Here is an 18663-nt window from a genome sequence, read left to right as displayed (position 1 = left end):
ATAATGCCTCTCAAACTCCTCCCTGGCCTTCCTTAGGGGAGCAGAAACCATGTGCGTGAAGACGCTGTTAATAGGCGCACCATTCACAATCTCAGAAGGTAAGTCGTATATGGTAATCACATCCTTGGAAGATTGCATAATCAAAATCCACTCAAGCACATTGCGCAACTGGCGTAGGTTCCCTGGCCAACTGTAGGACTGCATGGCCACCATGGCATCTTCACTTATGGAGCGGGGCGACAGCCCCATCTTTCTACATATACTGCGCATAAGATATTCACACACCTCAGGAATATCTACACAGTACTCGGAAAGGGACGGCACCCTTATGGGAAAAACACCCAGCCTGTAGTATAGATCCTCACAGAACCTCCCCAGCTTAACTTCCTCCTCTATAACCCGAGAAGAAGAGGCAATCACCCTAGTCTCTATGGTGACGGGCACTTTTCCATTCTCTCTGTATATCCTACCCTCCTGCAATAGTCGCATCAGTCGCATCTGCGCATCATACCTCAGGTCTGTGACCTCATCTATGAACAAGGTACCATGGTTCGCCTGCTCTATAATTCCGACGCTGTGAGGAACAACATTGGGCAATATTCCGTTCCCACTCTCGCTTCCAAAGATATTCTCTAGGTAGCTGCTCTCAGGCAAAATTGAGGGACAAAGGGTAACGAACGAGCTGCTGCATCCCTTAAACTTCTTGTGCACAAACCTGGCAACCACCTCCTTACCAGTCCCAGGGGCGCCGGTAATCAGTATACGACTGAACGTGGACGCAGCTTTGCTGATTGTATTCCTTAGGTTCTTGATCTGAGTTGAGCTCCCCACGATTTCATAATCCTCAAAAAAGGACTTCAACTCGTCGTTCTCCCTCCTCAACCTTCCAGACTCAACAGCACGCTTCACCACAAGCCTAAGCCTGTTCTCAGTAAAAGGCTTTTCTATATAGTCGTAAGCACCTATATGTAGAGACTTCACCGCAGTAGCTATGTTTCCATGGCCACTAATCACTATAACGGGTAGGTACGGATATCTTTCCTTGAGTTTCTCCAAAACACTCAACCCGTCAATATCAGACCCCTTAAGCCATATGTCCAAGAGCACAACATCGGGCTCCCGTTCGTAAGCTAGCTTTATAGCCGACAACCCATCGGTAGATACCCTGGTAACGTAGTTATCGTCACTCAGTATATCCTGGATCATAGCCCTAAGATCTGCCTCATCATCCACAATGAGCACTTCCGGTGTATAAAACCTCTTAGCCTTAGACATAAACCCCACACTCCTTCAGACCAGCAAACATTCTACCACCAGAGAAAACACGCTTAACCTAGCGCACACCAATTGCTAAGCCAACTGCCCTAGTCACACCTTAAGATATTTCCACATATATATACATTCAATCAAATAATGCAGGATACCGAAACTTCTTTATAACATGACGCATGAACCCGTGCATAATACACCCATCCAATGGGCACATAAAGACCAGATGAACATTTTGCACGCTTTACTTTCTTATAAAAATTTTGTCTGGTATTCGCATATCAATAACCTTCCACATCAGTAGCTCCCCAGAAGACTTATGCAGCTGCACCAAATAGTTCCACGCTGCCTGCGGATTATTCTCAGGAAGCCTAACCTGTAATCCACTGGAAAAGCCAACATCCCAACGTCTGTTACCCAACCAGGAAAAAGATGAGATCATGGTGCTAAGTATCCCTCCGTTATTCAGCACCTCGCGCACAAAGTGTAGGTCTTCCAACGCTTCATCACCGTAAATCGAAACCAAGTTATCAAATCGCTCGTCAGAGTCCACTATCACGTGCCCAGTGTTATCAATGATTGAATTAACGCCATGATGGCGCCAGTTGGCAAACGCTGCATACTCCTCAACTGTTATACTGAGCACTCCACTGGTTAGTTCTCTATGTACCGCAACCTCCTTCACCCAGGGACTATGAGACTTTATGCGATTTCTCAATTTGCGCAATGATAACAAAACTATTGGCCTGTCCCTGTTTATCATCTGCAGAATCTCTGCCACAGAGACAACGCTACTTCCCCTAACCACAACCTCCTTTGTGGCAAACCCCGCACCAATGAGCACGTCAGAGATTGCTGCGTGTAGCCTATCTGCCCATAATTTTGCGCCATTGGAGCCGGGCACCGCCCAGCCACTCATCGCAAGCATTGCACCTACGGTAACGACAAACCTAACCACTCGCACCTTCCTCGATAATGCATTTAGGATTGCTAGACGCCACTGACCCTGGCCGATAGCATTCCTATACACGAATCTGCCCAAGTTCCATCAGCGCATCTATGCGCTCCCCACAGCTACCATCAGCACGTATAGAGTCCTTAACTACCAGATCTACAACCTGATCAAAATCCAAACCACACCTTAGTTGTAAAATTTCTGGAAATGCCGAGCAGGCAGTCATACCAGGATGGGTATTTATCTCTAATAACCTAAGCTCCCTATTGGCGCCATCATATCTGAAGTCCACCCTGGACAAAGTTTTGCACCCCAAGTATCGGTGGAGCTTGGAAGCCCATTTGATTGTCAAGTCGTATACGTCACTAGGTATGTTGGCCGGAAATATATGCCTACACAACCCCTCCGTATACTTCGCATCATAGCTGTACACCCTACCATCAAATAAAAACTCCATTGTGCCAATGGCCCTATCCATGAATACTGCAGTCTGTATCTCCTGCCCGCTCACGTATTTCTCCACAATCATGCGATCCTCAAGTACATCAGCATGCGCAGCAAGACCAAGATACTCATTCCTCGAAAAAACTGCACATACTCCCAACGTTGAACCACCGCTGATTGGCTTGATCACAAACGGATAAGGCATAACCTCCGTGGCAGATAAAATTTCCTCCTTGCTAAGCACACAAAATTCCGGATGATCAATGTGCAAAAACCTCAGCACATGTTTGGTGAACACTTTATTCATGCCAATAGACGAGGCCGCGATACCAGAATGAGTGTAGGGCAACCCAACAACATCCAACAACCCGGAAATGCAGCCGTCTTCACCATATCCTCCGTGCAGTGCATTGTAGACAAGATCTGGGGTCATAGATAACAGCTGGCACACAGACTCCCCATCGAAATCTAAAACAGTAACCCTATGTCCCAACCTGCCTAGAGCATCCGCAACTCTCTTGCCACCCGCAAGAGACACTTCTCGTTCGGGCGATGTACCGCCTAGCAGCACAACAATCGATAATGCTTCATCCGTACCACCTGCAAGACCCAACGGCATGGAAGAAGCACCTCTCATACTACCAGACTACCTTACCCAAGGCGCGCTCGGCGATTTGTGCGGAACGGTGAGAACGCGCCGAGCCATAGTAAGACAAAACGCGAAATCATTCAAGAAAAGCCGCTGACTTCGACACGTACACTACGGTCTCCCACGTAACAGGGCGTGCTCAAAGTTGTCCCAGCAGTCCCTTTCCAGCGTTGTACCGTACACTTGGTTCATTTCCAGAATCCCACAAGGCGAGGTAGTGTTAACTTCTATGAGGTACCCACCCAGAATATCAATGCCAGCAAATAATATCCCCACATCGGCAAGCATTGAACCCACAACACGGCACATTTCGCGCTCCCGCTCTGAAAGCTCAGCCGCCTCGGGAACCGCCCCGACCCTGAAATTAGTCCTGATCTCACCTGTCGTGGATACCCTACGTCGCACAACACCAATGGGATTACCCGACAACAACACCACGCGTTTATCGCTGCTTATATCGTCAATAAACCTCTGTACCACCAGGGGAGCACAATACTTCCTGATCATCATAGCCGATATTGCGTCTATATCCGATTGCCCATTCACCCTTTGAACGCCACTACCTCCGTAGTCGTACAGCGGTTTTACGACCACATCTCCATGTTCTTCATAGAAGGCGCGTATCTCCCCCATACTTTCAGTTACTAAAGTGGGTGGAATGAACTCGGGAAACGACAGTGGTAGTAGCTTTTCTGGGTAATCTCTAATGGCCCTGGGATTGTTAATCATGAGGATGTCCAGGCGCTCAAGCATGTAGGTTGTTGTTACGTAGCGCATATCGAAGGGAGGGTTCTGCCTGATAAACAGCATGTCCAGCTCCCCAAGTACAAGCCTAACTTTGTTGTAAGTATGCAAAGAGCTCTCGCCCACGCGGACAGAAAACGCTTCAGCAACCACTTCCCCACACGAGAGCGCAAGGCTATCAGGCTGATAGAAAAGCACCTCATGACCACGACGCTGAGCCTCTTCTATGAGCTTTACAGAGACATCCTGTCCAACCACAACGTCTTCATCCATTTGGAAGGCAACTTTTAACATCAACACTCACTAACGACGCAATTTGCTATATTTCAATCTCACGTAACTTATCACCTGCTTCACACCCTTCACTCTCTTGCTAATCGAGATAACGGAATTCAGTTCTTTCTGGCTTTGGGCTATGCCCATAAGATACACCACTCCCCCAACAGTGTTGACACTGTAATTCACTGACTTAATCCCTGCGTGAGCCACCATTCGGGCCTTAATTTGTGCACTGATAGCGCTATCTACAGCAACCTCCTTCAGCGTCACTTCGTCTCTATCTACTGCAATTTCGTTCACAACTTCCTTAACTTCATTCTGCTGCCACGCCACTCTTTCTGCTTTTAGTCTCTTATCAGGAGAGTCAACCGTACCCATCAACAACACCCTACCCTCACTGACACGGACAGTTATCGAAGAGAACATACCGTACTGGAACAGCTCCTTGTTGATCTTTATCAAAATCGCAGCGTCGTCTATAACATCGCCGACAGAGCGCTCCTGCAACGCCACAACCGCCCCCGTGACCACAGCAAGCCCGGCAACCATAACACTACAACTAGTTTGCGTGCTTACCAGAAGCATCGCAAGTAGCAAGGCTCTGCCCCTCATCCTCTATCTACTTTGAGTCACCAATGAACAATGACGACTTATAAATAAATCAGAGCCACCTGTAAATATAAATAACATCGACAAACAAGCTAGTATTCACCGTCCACAGTGCTCAGACACCGCAACTGTTTTAAGTACAGGCTCCGTGCAAAGCCACACGGAAGCGTAACATCTAAGTGCTGTGCATAAACTCAAAAGTGCGATTATCTGTCAGCAAAGCCCATACTTGCAACCAATTGGCGGCGATTCCCACTCTACCAGGCATACAAGTTATGATGAGAAGTTCTGACGTAGCTTTACTGAAACCCGGGCACTGCGCGTGCACCACTAGGTGCGAAAAGTGTGCCAGCTGATGCATTGGAAAAATCGAAATCCCGCTGTCATCGGGACCACCAATTTTTCAATAGCCTTAAACAAGATTGTGATGAAGAATATGGTCGTCTTCCAGTAGTGTAGCATACATGAACATATACAGAACTCACCTATGCAACGAACTGAATACCACTCACGTAGGTAGCGAAGTAGTGCTCTCCGGATGGGTGTACAGAAAACGCGACCATGGGGGGATTCTGTTTGTTGATCTCAGAGATTTCTATGGGGTCACCCAACTGATTTTCGACGAGTCTGAAGACGCTGAATTATTCAACAGTATGGGCGCTACGGGGCTTGAGAGCGTTGTCACGGTGAAGGGTGTTGTCGTCGAGAGGAGCGAGGATACTATCAACGCACTGGTGGCAACTGGGAGCGTGGAAGTTAGGGTCAGCTCTCTAGTCACAATTTCGGAAGCGGAACCCTTGCCCCTACACATACCCACAAGTTGCAGTTACCCAGAAGATGTAAGACTACAGCACAGATTTTTGGATCTTAGGTGCGAAAAGGTAAAAAACAACATACTGCTCAGGTCCATGGTGGTATCAGAGCTTAGAAAATCAATGGAGGACTTGGGGTTTGTAGAGGTACACACCCCCATCCTGACGGCGTCCTCCCCAGAGGGCGCGAGAGATTATATAGTCCCCAGCAGAACGCATGCAGGCAAGTTCTACGCCTTGCCTCAGGCCCCACAGATTTTCAAGCAGCTTTTGATGGTGGGAGGGTTCGATAAGTACTTCCAAGTCGCACCTTGCTTCCGAGATGAAGATGCTAGGGCCGACAGATCCCCTGGAGAATTTTACCAGCTGGATATAGAAATGTCCTTCGTAACGCAGGAGGATGTGCTTACAACCATTGAGCCAGTGTTATACGGCCTGTTCACAAAATTCGCCGGCAATAAAAAAGTTGATAAGCAATTCCCGAGAATCGCTTATCGTGACGCTATGGTGCGCTACGGATCCGATAAACCGGACCTACGAAACCCAATAACAATCACCGATGTTACTGAGATCTTTCGCAACTCTGACTTTAAAACATTTCAGGCTGGCATCGCAGCAGGTGAAGTGGTTAGGGCTATACCCGCCCCCAACACTTTTGAGCGACCACGGAGTTTTTTTGATGATAAGGTGGAGCAGGCAAAAAAATTCGGCGCGCGCGGCCTTGGGTATATAACATATGGGGCAGATGGAGCTGCCAAGGGTCCGGTCGCAAAGTTTTTGAGAGAGGATGAGCTTGCGCACATAAAGTCCGCAACTGGGGTTGGATCCGGAGATAGCGTGTTTTTCATTTCTGACACAGCTGACAAGGCAGCCACGCTTGCAGGAAAAATAAGAGAGCTACTGGGATCTGAATTGGGATTGATAGAGCAGGATATCTTCAAGTTCTGCTGGATAGTGGACTTTCCGTACTTCAAACACGAGGATGGAAAACTGGATTTCTGCCACAATCCATTTTCTATGCCGCAGGGAGGAATGGAAGCACTTGAGCAGAAACACCCTCTAGACATAATAGCATATCAGTACGACATTGTGTGCAATGGCATAGAGATATCTAGTGGGGCAATTCGCAACCACAGGCTTGACGTGATGTACAAAGCCTTTTCCATGGTGGGATACGAAGAAAAGGAGGTAGACTCCAGGTTCGGCGCTTTGGTGCGCGCGTTCAAGTTCGGGGCACCTCCACATGGGGGTTTGGCTCCTGGCATTGACAGAATGGTGATGCTGCTGGCTGACGCCCCGAACATTAGGGAGATAATATGCTTCCCATTGAACCAAACCGGTGAGGATCTGCTTATGGGTGCCCCTTTAGAAATAAACCCCACCCATCTCAATGAGCTATCAATATCTCTAAACATGAAACCGAAACCTCAAAGAACGTGAGGCTGGGCACGCCAGAAGCCTTGGATCATCACCAAATTGGGTTTACAATCTCATTACCATCGGCTACAGCACGTATTCCTGCAAGCCAGGCGGAGCACCGTGTATTATAGGTTGCCACAAAGCCCCCAGAGATATAAAGTACTGACTTTCGTCGGCTTAACCAAGTGTTAACCGCATCATTGTTGAATGCTTCTGGATCACAGGTAATTTACTATGCGTCCCCCAGCTGCAGTTATCTTCGACTGGTGTAACACCCTAGTGAGGGATAGTGAACTGGATTACGAAATAGCAGAAAAAGTTTTAGAGCGCGTAGGTCGCAGCGATATAGACATCTCTTCAGTAGACCCAGGCAGGGTTGTCAAATATCTTGAATATGCCCTGGGCTCCAGATGGCAGGACGCCGTAACCCTGTACAGGGAATTCGCAGAACAATCAGCAAAGGTTAGGAAGCTCGTCCCCAGCGACAACGCATTAGAATTACTGGAGCTCTTATACGACAACAAAATAAGTATGGGAATAGTGAGCAACAAAAATGGAGAGTTGCTGCGCAAGGAAGTCCAGACTATAGGGTGGTCTAAATACTTTTCCGCTGTCATAGGCTCTGGTGATACTCCAGAAAATAAGCCGTCTCCTAAACCTGTTATTGCGGCACTTGAGATTCTGGACATAGAAACTCCCTGTGAGCAGGTACTTTTCATCGGGGATAGTATTTCTGACGTAACGAGCGCACAAAGAGCCAAGTGTTGCCCAATAGTGTATGGCAGTATCAAAACTGAGGGTGTATTGTCATTTGAGAATTTCGCTGATCTCAGTGTATTTGTGAGAGGGTTGCTAAACTAGATATGGAGGAACTCGCACTGGCTAGCACACCAAAAAGATTACTGGCTGGTATTATTGACCTAGCCATAGTATCTCTGCCTACATATGCCGCATCCTTCGTTACGCGGGATAGTAGCTGGATGCTTTTTCTCATCTTTCTAGGTTTGACGTGCTGTTACTATACATACATGCCCACATCCGTTGGGCAAAAGATCATGAGAATACGCACGGTAATGCGCGATGGAACCGGAATCAAGTCCGGTGTGATATTCAACAGGACGGTGTCGCAGTTTTTGTGCCCCACCTTGGCAATTATTCTCATGCAATCTTTGAACATAGTTGATGAGGGGGTTGCAATCCTGAGTGCGATATTCCTCCTACAGGCGGCAGTACTGCTGCTTTGGTCCTACTGGTACGCAATAGCTCTGTTCTCAAAAAGACGGCAGACATTTCATGACGTGATCTACAACACCGTAGTGCTGGACGAAAAAGCCAAAAAGCCCTGATTAAGCGAGAAAATTTCACCTATCCAGAGTCAATCCGCTATAGATAATGAGGTGGCGTGTTGGCAGCAAGTGATGAGAAGCTTTAAATCCTCTGCAACTCGTACCATCAGATGCGGTTGCGTGAGCTGTGAGCGCATATGCGCATCCGTAGCTGATTTCACACAACAAAAGCCGCCTGTGTTTCTAGTGCATATTGTGCGTCCAGCCTAATTTTGGGGTTTTTGTGTAGTTGCACTACTGAATGTTAGGCCTTATTATCTTTCCCGAGGATGGCGCATGGTGTTATTCCCCCATCCCATCTTCTCAAAGTCTGGTAGAAAATTGTATGAGCGAAATGTTGATTTACCACTTCAGCACAAGTAGGTGCGACGGTGGCTCACATTTGGCGGATTTACTCGGCAACAAGGGAGCCGGGTTAGCTGAGATGTGTAGAATCGGCGTAAACGTCCCTCCAGGCTTCACAATTCCAACCTCAGTATGCGGGTACTATCACAAGCACAAAAAACTTCCTGACAACCTTCCAAGTAAGCTGCACGCAGCCCTAGAACATCTAGGAAACGAAACGTCCCTAGAGTTTGGCAATCCAGACCGCCCTCTGTTGGTGTCTGTGCGCTCAGGCAGCGTTTTGTCCATGCCAGGCATGATGGACACAGTGTTGAATGTTGGGCTAAACGACACGATTGTAGAAAAACTCAAGCAATCCCATTCTGAACGCTTCGCGTGTGACAGCTACAGAAGGCTTATACAGATGTACGCAACAACGGTAATGCGGTTGGATAACCACCTTTTTGAGGAGAGTTACGACAGGAAGTGCAGGGAGCTATCTCTGCGCCCCGGAGAATCGATTACAGACATTTCAGTGTTATCTGAACTTATTGAAGAATTCAAGGGTTTGGTGCTCAAGCACGGGGGCACGGAATTTCCCCAAGATGTGCATGAGCAGCTTTATAACTCCATCGGGGCGGTTTTCAGGTCCTGGATGAACAGCAGGGCGGTTGCCTATAGAAAAATGTACGGTATCTCGTCCGAAGTTGGCACTGCTGTTAATGTGCAGTCTATGGTATTTGGTAACGTGAGCCAAAACTCTGCAACTGGAGTGGTATTCACGCGAAACCCTTCCACAGGCGCAAGAGAAATCTTTGGGGAGTTCCTCATAAATGCGCAGGGGGAGGATGTGGTATCTGGCAACAAGAATCCAGCTCCTATAGGCTTAATGGAGCGGGTGATGCCGCGAGTTTACGGAGAGTTGGTTGAGGTATGCCATAGGCTAGAAAATGCCTACAGGGACATGCAAGACATAGAATTCACTGTACAAGAGGGTGAGCTTTGGATCTTACAAACCAGAGCGGGAAAGCGTAGCGCGCAAGCAGCGGTGCACATGGCAGTCTCCATGGTAAAGGAGGGGCTAATATCGAGGGAAGAGGCCATAACTAGAGTTGATCACACCGCACTGGGCGGGTTGTTGCATCCGGTTTTGGATGAGGGATTCGATAATACTGTGGTCTGTAGGGGGTTACCTGCGTCTCCCGGAGCTGCATCAGGGTGCGTGGCCTTCACATCTGATGGCGCTGAGTTGCTAAAAAAACAGGGAAAGGATGTGATACTGGTGCGACAAGAAACCAGTCCCGAGGACATAAGTGGCATGAGCAGTTCTGCAGGCATACTCACATTAAGAGGAGGTATGACATCTCACGCTGCAGTCGTAGCCAGAGGCATGGGGAAACCGTGCATTTGCGGGACTAGCGGGCTTTTTATCGACAAGAGCGGCAAATTTTTTTACAACGTAGACGGTCTCAAGGTATCCCAAGGAGACGACATCACCATAAACGGCAGCACCGGCGAGGTAATGTTAGGCAGAGTTAAAACAGTAACGCCTAAACTCCCGGAAAGCTTTAGTGAATTCATGGGCTGGGTAGATGAAATAAGGACTATAGGCGTAATGGCCAATGCAGATACTCCTGAAGATATGAAAATTGCCAAGCAGTTCGGCGCCGATGGTGTTGGGCTCTGTAGAACGGAACACATGTTTTTCTCTGACAAGAGAATCGCAATAGTTCAGGAGATGATAGTAGCAAGCGACAAGCAAGAGCGTGACAGCGCACTAGCGAAAATAGAGATTATGCAAAAGGATGACTTTAAATCAATGTTCGCATGTATGCGCGGCAAGCAAATAGCTATCAGACTGTTAGACCCCCCATTGCACGAGTTTTTGCCCACGAGCAACGAGGTTTTAGAGGATATAGCGGGAAGGATAGGTAAACCTTTAGAACATGTCCGTAATAGAGTATCGGCATTGTCCGAGAAAAACCCCATGCTAGGTCACAGGGGCTGCCGGCTTGCGATCTCCTATCCGGAAATCTATGAAATGCAAGTCCGAGCTATCTTTCAGGCTGTACATGAGCTCCGCGCGGAGGATGGCCAGGAAGTTGTCCCGGAAATTATGGTACCATTTGTGATGGACGAGGGGGAAATAGTTGCAATAGGAAGCCTGATCCGGCGTATTGCCGAACAGTTTGACAACGCACCGCACAGTATCGGGGTAATGATTGAACTCCCCAGAGCAGCGTTGTTAGCAGACAGACTGGCAAAGCATGTACAATTTTTTAGCTTCGGTACAAATGATTTGACACAAACAACCATGGGTATGTCGCGTGACGATTCTTCAAAGTTTGTTGAGCACTACATAAACGCGGGCATACTTAGCGCTGACCCTTTTGAGCTTTTAGATATGCAAGGAGTTGGCAGATTGATAGAAATTACAATGGAGTTTGTACAGAAGTCTTCCACTAGAGTTAAAACCGGGGTGTGCGGAGAGCATGGAGGAACCCCAGAAGCCATACAGCTGTGCACCAAACTTGGTGTTGACTATGTGTCGTGCTCTCCCTATAAGGTGCCTGTGGCCAAGTTGCTGGCCGCAAAGTGCGCAATTGCCGCTGGAAGCGCACTTTCTTCTACTGGTAACACAGTGGCCAGCGGGGCAGTGCCGCAGGCGTAGCGTGGTACCGCGCCGCATATAAGGGCGGGCCGCGTTTACAAGAGCGCAAAGAGCGGGGTTTTGGCACAGCAAAGATCGCTTCCTCCACGCCTTCCTGTTAATTGTTGCCCCGCTACACAGTAGTATCCCCTAACTTTCGTTGCAGATGGCAGTAAACTGGCAAATAAGCGCTCTGAACCCCAGGCTATTCGCACCAACTATGCACCGAGAGCAATATTGGCTACCACCGGGTAATGGCATTTTCACTCATGGCAGCTTACCTTCCTTGAGCGCCAAAGGTAAAGTGTTTTACTTCCAGATATTTTGTTGCTATTAAGGCTTTGGCTTTCGTGCTTTTGGTGAGCAATGATCAAACTCCTGTACAACGCTGATGCTTTACTGATAGGTGCGGTTTCGCTGCCGTTCCTGGCTGCCGCACTCATTCTAGTACTGCGAAGCATACCTCGTTCACAGGAGATTGTGATCCTTGCATCCTCCTGTGCGTTATTGCCGATTTTGTGCCGCTTGTACGCACTCTGCGCTAACTACCAAGGCAACGTGGCGCTGCATTACGTGGTGACATCATCTCTGAATCTTGTATTGCGACCAGAGGCCCTTGGAATGGTGTTCGCACTCATGGTTGCGCTCCTGTGGCTGGCAGCTAATGTTTACACCATAAGTTACATGAACAAGACGGATATACAAAATAGGGGCTGCCACCCGAGTTTTTATGCCTGCTTTTCGGCTAGCATTGGCTGTACCTTATGCGTTGCCTTTTCCGGTAATATCGCCACTTTGTTTATCGCGTACGAGCTGCTTACCGTATGCACCTATCCCCTGATAATACACGGGTTGAGTGAGCGCTCCGTGACTGGAGGCAGGTTTTATCTCAAGACGTTGCTATGCAGTTCAATGCTCTTTCTTCTGCCTGCAGTAATAATGATCTGTGGGTTGAACGAGGCCGCGGGATCATTTAGTACGAAAAGTTTCATATCAGAAACGCATGCAACCTTTATACCAATTTTGCTAATCCTACTGTGCTACGGGGTCGCCAAGGCGGCCATAGTGCCGGCACACGTGTGGTTACCCAGAGCAATGGTTGCTCCAACTCCGGTTAGTGCACTACTGCACGCAGTGGCCGTAGTTAAGTCCGGGGTGTTCACGATAGTAAAGATCACAGTATACGCGCTGGGCGTGCGAGGGATGGGAGAACATTACGCAACAATGGGTGAGTTCCACCATAACATCTTGATGTACCTATCTGCAGTAACTGTGATTGCAGGCTCGGCCATGGCGATGCGGCAGAACAACTTGAAAGGCTTGCTGGCCTATTCCACGGTTTCGCAGCTTTCTTACGTAACTCTAGCAGTTTCTATGTACACAGATGGAGCCATAAGGGCAGCTATTCTACATATGGTATGTCACGCCTTTGCCAAGATTACCCTATTCTTCGCTGTTGGTGCAGTATATGCATCTACTGGCAAGACCACAGTTGAAGAAATCGGTGGTATAGGGCGCACAATGCCTGTCACCGCAACTGCATTTTGTATTGGCGCCCTAGCAATGATTGGGGTTCCACCAGCCGCAACTTTCTGGAGTAAGTTTTCAGTCTTGTCGGAGGCAACAGGTAGCGGGCACTTTGTCGTTGTTTTGGTAGTAGTAGCGAGCACCCTACTCAACACCCTATACTTTGCTCCGATAATATATGGAATATTTTTTACCAAACCAGAAGCGCAGAGCGCAGGATCTGAGGCTTCTCTGCCTATGCTTATAGCCATGACGGCCACATCTGCATGCACAGTTGCCCTGTTCATACAGCCAGATATCGTTTTTAAGGTGCTAGACCACATGAAATTTGTTGCAATGCTCCCAACCACTGAATGAGCCAGAACTCCCCCAGCAACAGCACCCCAACCAGCACGCCTTGTGCCGGTTTTGCTGATCCTGCACTGCCCGAACGGCACTCACCGCCCATTCAGAAGAGCTAAGAAGTAGTGATGTAGTTCATTATTACACATGATATCCAAGTTTTGCGGCAGAATTTTTATGTATTGACTGGATTGCGCGATTGAACTAGCTTTCTTTGGTGTAAGTTTGCCGGTAAGCTGGGCGTGAGTGGCTTCAGGTTTAATAGAGTTGCTACTTCTATCCTGTTGGCGTCCTTCATAATACTGCTGGTTAGCAACGTTGTTGACCTGGTGTATAACCCGGACGAAGGTCATCCCAGAGGGTACAGCGTAGATGTTGGCGGCAAGGACCAGCCAGCAGCCGGCAAGCAGGCATCCAGCGAGGAGCAGCACATAGACCTGGCGTCCTTGATGTCAAGTGCAAATCCAGAAAGGGGCAAAAATGTGTCCAAAAAATGCGCTGCATGCCACACCTTTGACAAGGGTGGTCCCAATAAGGTGGGGCCCAATCTATGGAAAATAATAGGTGCAAAGAAGTGCAGCTCTCCTGGTTTCACGTACTCCAAGGCGTTGCTTAGTAAGGGAGGCGATTGGAGCGAAGAGGAGCTATTTAAGTTTCTCATGAACCCACAGGGTTACGCAAGTGGAACCAGAATGTCCTTTGTAGGCATATCAAAACCGCAGGACATAGCTGACCTACTGGCATACATAAAGCAACTTGAGGAGCAATAATTGGCCAAAAGACGGGGCATGATACTCGGGCAGGTTTTTCCTGGGTTTTTTGCCTTGTGGAGAGCCACTGGTTGCTATACAATGCGGCAGTTGGTGCATCGAGGATCTAGCAATCAATGCGTGAGGTGAGGCAGCTGGAGCTGGGTGGCTCCGCTCGCATATCGTATATGCAAACTGCTTTCCAGAGCCCCGTATCCGTGGTGTTCTTCGGGGGCTTTATGTCTGACATGAGCAGCACAAAAGCTTCGCGCTTGTTCGAGTATTGCACGTCTCACAAAATAAACTGCACGGTTTTTGACTATGTAGGTCACGGTAGTTCCAGTGGAGAATTCAAGGAGTGCGCGATAAGTGACTGGTATGCAAGTTGCGTAAGCGTTGTTGAGTCCTTAACCAGTGGGCCCATAGTGATAGTGGGCTCAAGTATGGGGGGGTGGCTGATGCTGCTTACGTGCATATCTCATGGTAAGAGAGTGCACGGGCTTGTGGGAATGGCCTCCGCCCCGGATTTCACTGAGTCTCTGGGTCTGAGCGAAGCTCAGCACGAAGAAATTCTGAGGACAGGTGAAACCGTGAAGCATAGCGGGGACTGCAGGTACGTTATTACCAAAAACCTGATAGATGATGGAAAAAACCACTTGCTCCTAAATAAGAAAGAGATAGCCGTTGAGTGCCCAGTGGTGCTTATCCACGGAATGGACGATATCGTGGTTCCGTATCAAACTTCCCTGGCAATAGCAGAAAAGGTTAAGTCTAGGGATGTAAACGTGTGCCTTATAAAGAATGGGGATCACCACCTTGTGGATAAGCATTCGCTGGGCCTCATGCTCGAGGCCGTTGGGGGTCTAACGCGAAGACCTACCTCCACGTGAGGTAAGTGTCCTCCTCCGTATTGCTCGCGCGTTTCTGCCTCGTGTTGACCAGCATTGAGCCAGCTGTTTCTCGCTCAGGCTCGCGCAGATTTCACAGTGAAATCTTGAGACACTACGCTAGAAAGGCGGCGCGGCCGCACTGGCCTTCACCTGCAACGGGAAGACTGCTGTTGCTGCTGGGCGACGGCACCGAGTTCGTGTTGTTGCGCCTCTCCCAGTTCAGCGCCCGCAGCTTGGTTAGTCGCGGCCAGTGCATCCACAGCACGCTTGAACTCCGGATTCTGCACCAAGTCTTCATTAATGCCCTTAAGCTGCTTAGCGTCTACAGCAGCGTTGGGCGTCGTTGTTTTTGCTCGCTGCTGATCCAATCGCACACCTGCAGCTTCCAGCCTTGCTTCAGTTTCAGCCAGGTTACCGTTGGCTGCCATCTGCCCCTTCTCCCCTACATCTGCAACACGACTATGCTCAATGCCTTTAGCACCAAGCTTCCCCAAAAAGCCCAGAGCAACTCGCACAGCAACGTCAATCATACTGGCCACTTGACGTTGTATGCTTTTCACAAAAGATACGGAATCGGCGTTGTTGACACGCAACCCATCCGCACTCATGGGTGATGCTCCTCGGATAACGCCCTTTAAATTTTGCTCACTTCCGGCATTGCTAGGCTGCGATACTGTAGGTCCCTTGCTATCATTAGCGACCTTGACGGCTAGATCCTCTGCAGCCGCAGACTTTTCGCTCACGGTAGGCTCTGTTGTCTCTTCCATCTGGAGCTTTGCTGCCACCACATTACTGGGTGCAGGTTGCTCACGCCCATCTTTAGGTGACTCAGGCGCTGCAGGCGGAACTGGTGGCGCCCTGAATTTAGAATTGCTGCTGGTCCCTGCCACAATCTCTGCAATCTTCGCATCGCGCTGCGCCTTATTCTGCTCCGCACGAGCCTTTAAACCACCGTGTTGCTGCGCTGCTTGCTGCATTGTCGCCTGGGCTTCCGCTCTCCACGCTTTCATAAAATTGTCGGCATCTTTGCGCCAAGCACTTAAGTCATAAGTGGGAGCCTTCTCCGCTTTTGGCACATCAACAATAGGCGCATCAAAATCGAAGCTGTCCATGGAAAGCCCGGCTTTTATGTATGCAACCAGCTTCTTGCCAGCAAGTTCTATATCCGCACTATTAGCACTCCCTGGATTTGGAAATCTTTCTCCCATCTTCTGTACAAATTGGTCTGCACCTGGGAGGTGCCTTATGTTGTCTGGCGTTGAAAAGAAAAACTCGGGTCCCATTTTGATTGGCTTCCACTCGGGTAACCTGTGACTCCTTATTTTCTCCGCTAATGCCTTGGTCGCGGGGGAATCAGGATTGCGCGCAGCTTCAGATATCTTACGCAAAGCCTTTTCACGATCTTGGGCAGTAAACTCTCTACCCTCCTTTTTGGCCTCTTTTTTCAGGGCTACAAGATGGTCCACTACGTCTTCCAAGGTGACATCCAAGCTTTGCTCGATGCGACTAATTAGGTGCTTACTGATGTCACTAGCGCTATTCTTCTTACCCGCTGCCGCACTAGCGCTATTCTTCTTACCCGCTACCGCACTAGCGCTATTCTTACCCGATGCACCTACACGGGAAGTCGCGCGCTCCGGCGTAAAGGTTGCACCAGCTTCCTGCAACTTTCTTGCAGTCTCATCAAGAAACGCGCTAGCAGACCTTCCATGTTTGTCCATCTTATCCGCCACAGGTTCACTAGAACTAATAACATCAGTAGCAGATTTTAGCCTCTTACTATCATCCAACGACATACTCTCTTCCCCTTGATACAACAAAGCTGGCCACACAGAACATCAACCAATTCTCCTGCAGGGGCCACTTCTCCAAAAAACTAAACGTCTTCTCCCCTTCTTATGGTGGTAGATACTGGACCTTCCACTATCTTTGCTGCTGTTGCTGCGCAGCAGGTTCAACCTCAGTTTGACTGAGCTCGGCCGCCACTGCGTCACTCCGTATACCATCAACCAGCCGCTTGGTAGCAGCACTCAAAACCCCTACGCAAACCCTGACAAATTCCCTGAGTGAGGATAGTATGGCGCCTATACACCACTCCCCCCCCCACATTGGGTTTTAAGGCATCTTGGCACCGCTCGTATGCAACCTTCACGAGCCTGCGCTCCGCGCTATTAAGGCCCATGACATCATATGCAGCATTGAAGCCCGCCATGTACGCCCTCAGACCTAACTTGATTTCAGTCGCGCCTTGCTCGCACCACTGCGGCAAGTCATCCCTAATACCGTAACGAATGTTCTGAACACCACTGATAACTAGTTGCTTAGCTCCCCATTCTGATTCAATAGATACGGAATCGGCGTTGTTGACACGCAACCCATCCGCACTCATGGGTGATGCTCCTCGGATAACGCCCTTTAAATTTTGCTCACTTCCGGCATTGCTAGGCTGCGATACTGTAGGTCCCTTGCTATCATTAGCGACCTTGACGGCTAGATCCTCTGCAGCCGCAGACTTTTCGCTCACGGTAGGCTCTGTTGTCTCTTCCATCTGGAGCTTTGCTGCCACCACATTACTGGGTGCAGGTTGCTCACGCCCATCTTTAGGTGACTCAGGCGCTGCAGGCGGAACTGGTGGCGCCCTGAATTTAGAATTGCTGCTGGTCCCTGCCACAATCTCTGCAATCTTCGCATCGCGCTGCGCCTTATTCTGCTCCGCACGAGCCTTTAAACCACCGTGTTGCTGCGCTGCTTGCTGCATTGTCGCCTGGGCTTCCGCTCTCCACGCTTTCATAAAATTGTCGGCATCTTTGCGCCAAGCACTTAAGTCATAAGTGGGAGCCTTCTCCGCTTTTGGCACATCAACAATAGGCGCATCAAAATCGAAGCTGTCCATGGAAAGCCCGGCTTTTATGTATGCAACCAGCTTCTTGCCAGCAAGTTCTATATCCGCACTATTAGCACTCCCTGGATTTGGAAATCTTTCTCCCATCTTCTGTACAAATTGGTCTGCACCTGGGAGGTGCCTTATGTTGTCTGGCGTTGAAAAGAAAAACTCGGGTCCCATTTTGATTGGCTTCCACTCGGGTAACCTGTGACTCCTTATTTTCTCCGCTAATGCCTTGGTCGCGGGGGAATCAGGATTGCGCGCAGCTTCAGATATCTTACGCAAAGCCTTTTCACGATCTTGGGCAGTAAACTCTCTACCCTCCTTTTTGGCCTCTTTTTTCAGGGCTACAAGATGGTCCACTACGTCTTCCAAGGTGACATCCAAGCTTTGCTCGATGCGACTAATTAGGTGCTTATCCAACAACTCAAGAAACTCGGTCTCCGCGCTGAGAAGCACAGCAGCCTCCCCAAGACGCCTAGCCTTCCCGTCAAGAAGTGCGGCAGCCCCCGCGCTAAGAAGCCCCCTAGCTTCCCCCTTGAGACGCTTAGCCCTCCTCTCAAGAAGCCCAGCAGCCTCCTCCCTGAGGGGCGCAACAGCCTTCTCAAGAAGCTCGGCAGCCTCCTCCTTGGTAAGAGGATTCGCCGCTTCGTTGCTGATAACCAGCCCGGCTTCCTTGTTAAGAAACGAAGCTACCTCCTTCCTGAGATTCTCAGCCGCCTTCACGAGAAGCTCAGCAGCTTCTTCCCTACCAAAAAGCTCAGCAGCTTC

At 49.2% G+C, this 18663-nt stretch carries 13 protein-coding genes and 1 pseudogene; 7 read left to right on the top strand and 7 right to left on the bottom strand.

Annotated features, from left to right (window positions below; genetic code table 11):
• The 5 genes from OC187_RS03210 to OC187_RS03190 form a co-directional block, all read right to left on the bottom strand.
• Positions 1 to 1275 (bottom strand): sigma-54-dependent transcriptional regulator (locus OC187_RS03210; protein WP_262998080.1); only part of this gene is annotated, 1275 nt, incomplete at its 3' end.
• Positions 1276 to 1513: 238 nt separating this feature from the next.
• Positions 1514 to 2311 (bottom strand): cell division protein FtsQ/DivIB, encoded by a 798-nt coding sequence (locus OC187_RS03205; RefSeq protein WP_262998081.1) that lies wholly within the window; start codon positions 2309 to 2311, stop codon positions 1514 to 1516.
• Positions 2292 to 3287 carry a D-alanine--D-alanine ligase gene (locus tag OC187_RS03200; protein ID WP_263008595.1) on the bottom strand — a complete coding sequence of 332 codons (996 nt, stop codon included), beginning with the start codon at positions 3285 to 3287 and terminating at the stop codon, positions 2292 to 2294. Before OC187_RS03200 ends, OC187_RS03205 begins: the two co-directional genes overlap by 20 nt.
• Before the next feature lie 141 nt (positions 3288 to 3428).
• Entirely contained in the window at positions 3429 to 4355 is a 927-nt protein-coding gene (gene gshB / locus OC187_RS03195) for a glutathione synthase (RefSeq protein WP_262998084.1), read from the bottom strand.
• A 9-nt stretch (positions 4356 to 4364) separates the two neighbouring features.
• Positions 4365 to 4952 (bottom strand): BON domain-containing protein, encoded by a 588-nt coding sequence (locus tag OC187_RS03190; protein WP_262998085.1) that lies wholly within the window; start codon positions 4950 to 4952, stop codon positions 4365 to 4367.
• 461 nt (positions 4953 to 5413) lie between these two features.
• Between OC187_RS03190 and aspS the strand changes: the two genes are divergently transcribed.
• The 7 genes from aspS to OC187_RS03155 all read left to right on the top strand — a co-directional run bounded on the left by aspS (position 5414) and on the right by OC187_RS03155 (position 15008).
• Entirely contained in the window at positions 5414 to 7201 is a 1788-nt protein-coding gene (gene aspS, locus OC187_RS03185) for an aspartate--tRNA ligase (RefSeq protein ID WP_262998086.1), read from the top strand.
• Between the two features lie 213 nt (positions 7202 to 7414).
• Positions 7415 to 8041 (top strand): HAD family hydrolase, encoded by a 627-nt coding sequence (locus tag OC187_RS03180; protein ID WP_262998087.1) that lies wholly within the window; start codon positions 7415 to 7417, stop codon positions 8039 to 8041.
• Between the two features lie 2 nt (positions 8042 to 8043).
• Positions 8044 to 8526, top strand: a complete 483-nt coding sequence (locus OC187_RS03175) for an RDD family protein (protein ID WP_262998088.1) — start codon at positions 8044 to 8046, stop codon at positions 8524 to 8526.
• Positions 8527 to 8851: 325 nt separating this feature from the next.
• The gene (gene ppdK / locus OC187_RS03170; RefSeq protein WP_262998089.1) at positions 8852 to 11521 is read left to right on the top strand and encodes a pyruvate, phosphate dikinase; all 2670 of its coding nucleotides are present in this window, start codon (positions 8852 to 8854) and stop codon (positions 11519 to 11521) included.
• 345 nt (positions 11522 to 11866) lie between these two features.
• Positions 11867 to 13384 (top strand): proton-conducting transporter transmembrane domain-containing protein, encoded by a 1518-nt coding sequence (locus OC187_RS03165; RefSeq protein WP_262998090.1) that lies wholly within the window; start codon positions 11867 to 11869, stop codon positions 13382 to 13384.
• Positions 13385 to 13611: 227 nt separating this feature from the next.
• Positions 13612 to 14139: a c-type cytochrome gene (locus tag OC187_RS03160; protein WP_458693106.1), complete on the top strand. Its 528-nt coding sequence runs from the start codon at positions 13612 to 13614 to the stop codon at positions 14137 to 14139.
• A 116-nt stretch (positions 14140 to 14255) separates the two neighbouring features.
• Positions 14256 to 15008, top strand: a complete 753-nt coding sequence (locus OC187_RS03155) for an alpha/beta hydrolase (protein ID WP_262998091.1) — start codon at positions 14256 to 14258, stop codon at positions 15006 to 15008.
• 146 nt (positions 15009 to 15154) lie between these two features.
• Here the strand turns inward: OC187_RS03155 and OC187_RS03150 are convergent, their stop codons facing one another.
• Positions 15155 to 16804 (bottom strand): hypothetical protein, encoded by a 1650-nt coding sequence (locus OC187_RS03150; RefSeq protein ID WP_263008594.1) that lies wholly within the window; start codon positions 16802 to 16804, stop codon positions 15155 to 15157.
• Between the two features lie 209 nt (positions 16805 to 17013).
• Positions 17014 to 18663 (bottom strand): annotated as a pseudogene (locus OC187_RS03145) (hypothetical protein); the annotation flags it as partial.

This window comes from Anaplasma capra, from assembly GCF_025628805.1.
In the GTDB taxonomy this organism is placed as follows: domain Bacteria; phylum Pseudomonadota; class Alphaproteobacteria; order Rickettsiales; family Anaplasmataceae; genus Anaplasma; species Anaplasma capra.
Note: the sequence above shows the minus strand (reverse complement) of the source record. Positions and strands in the feature narration are given on the sequence as shown.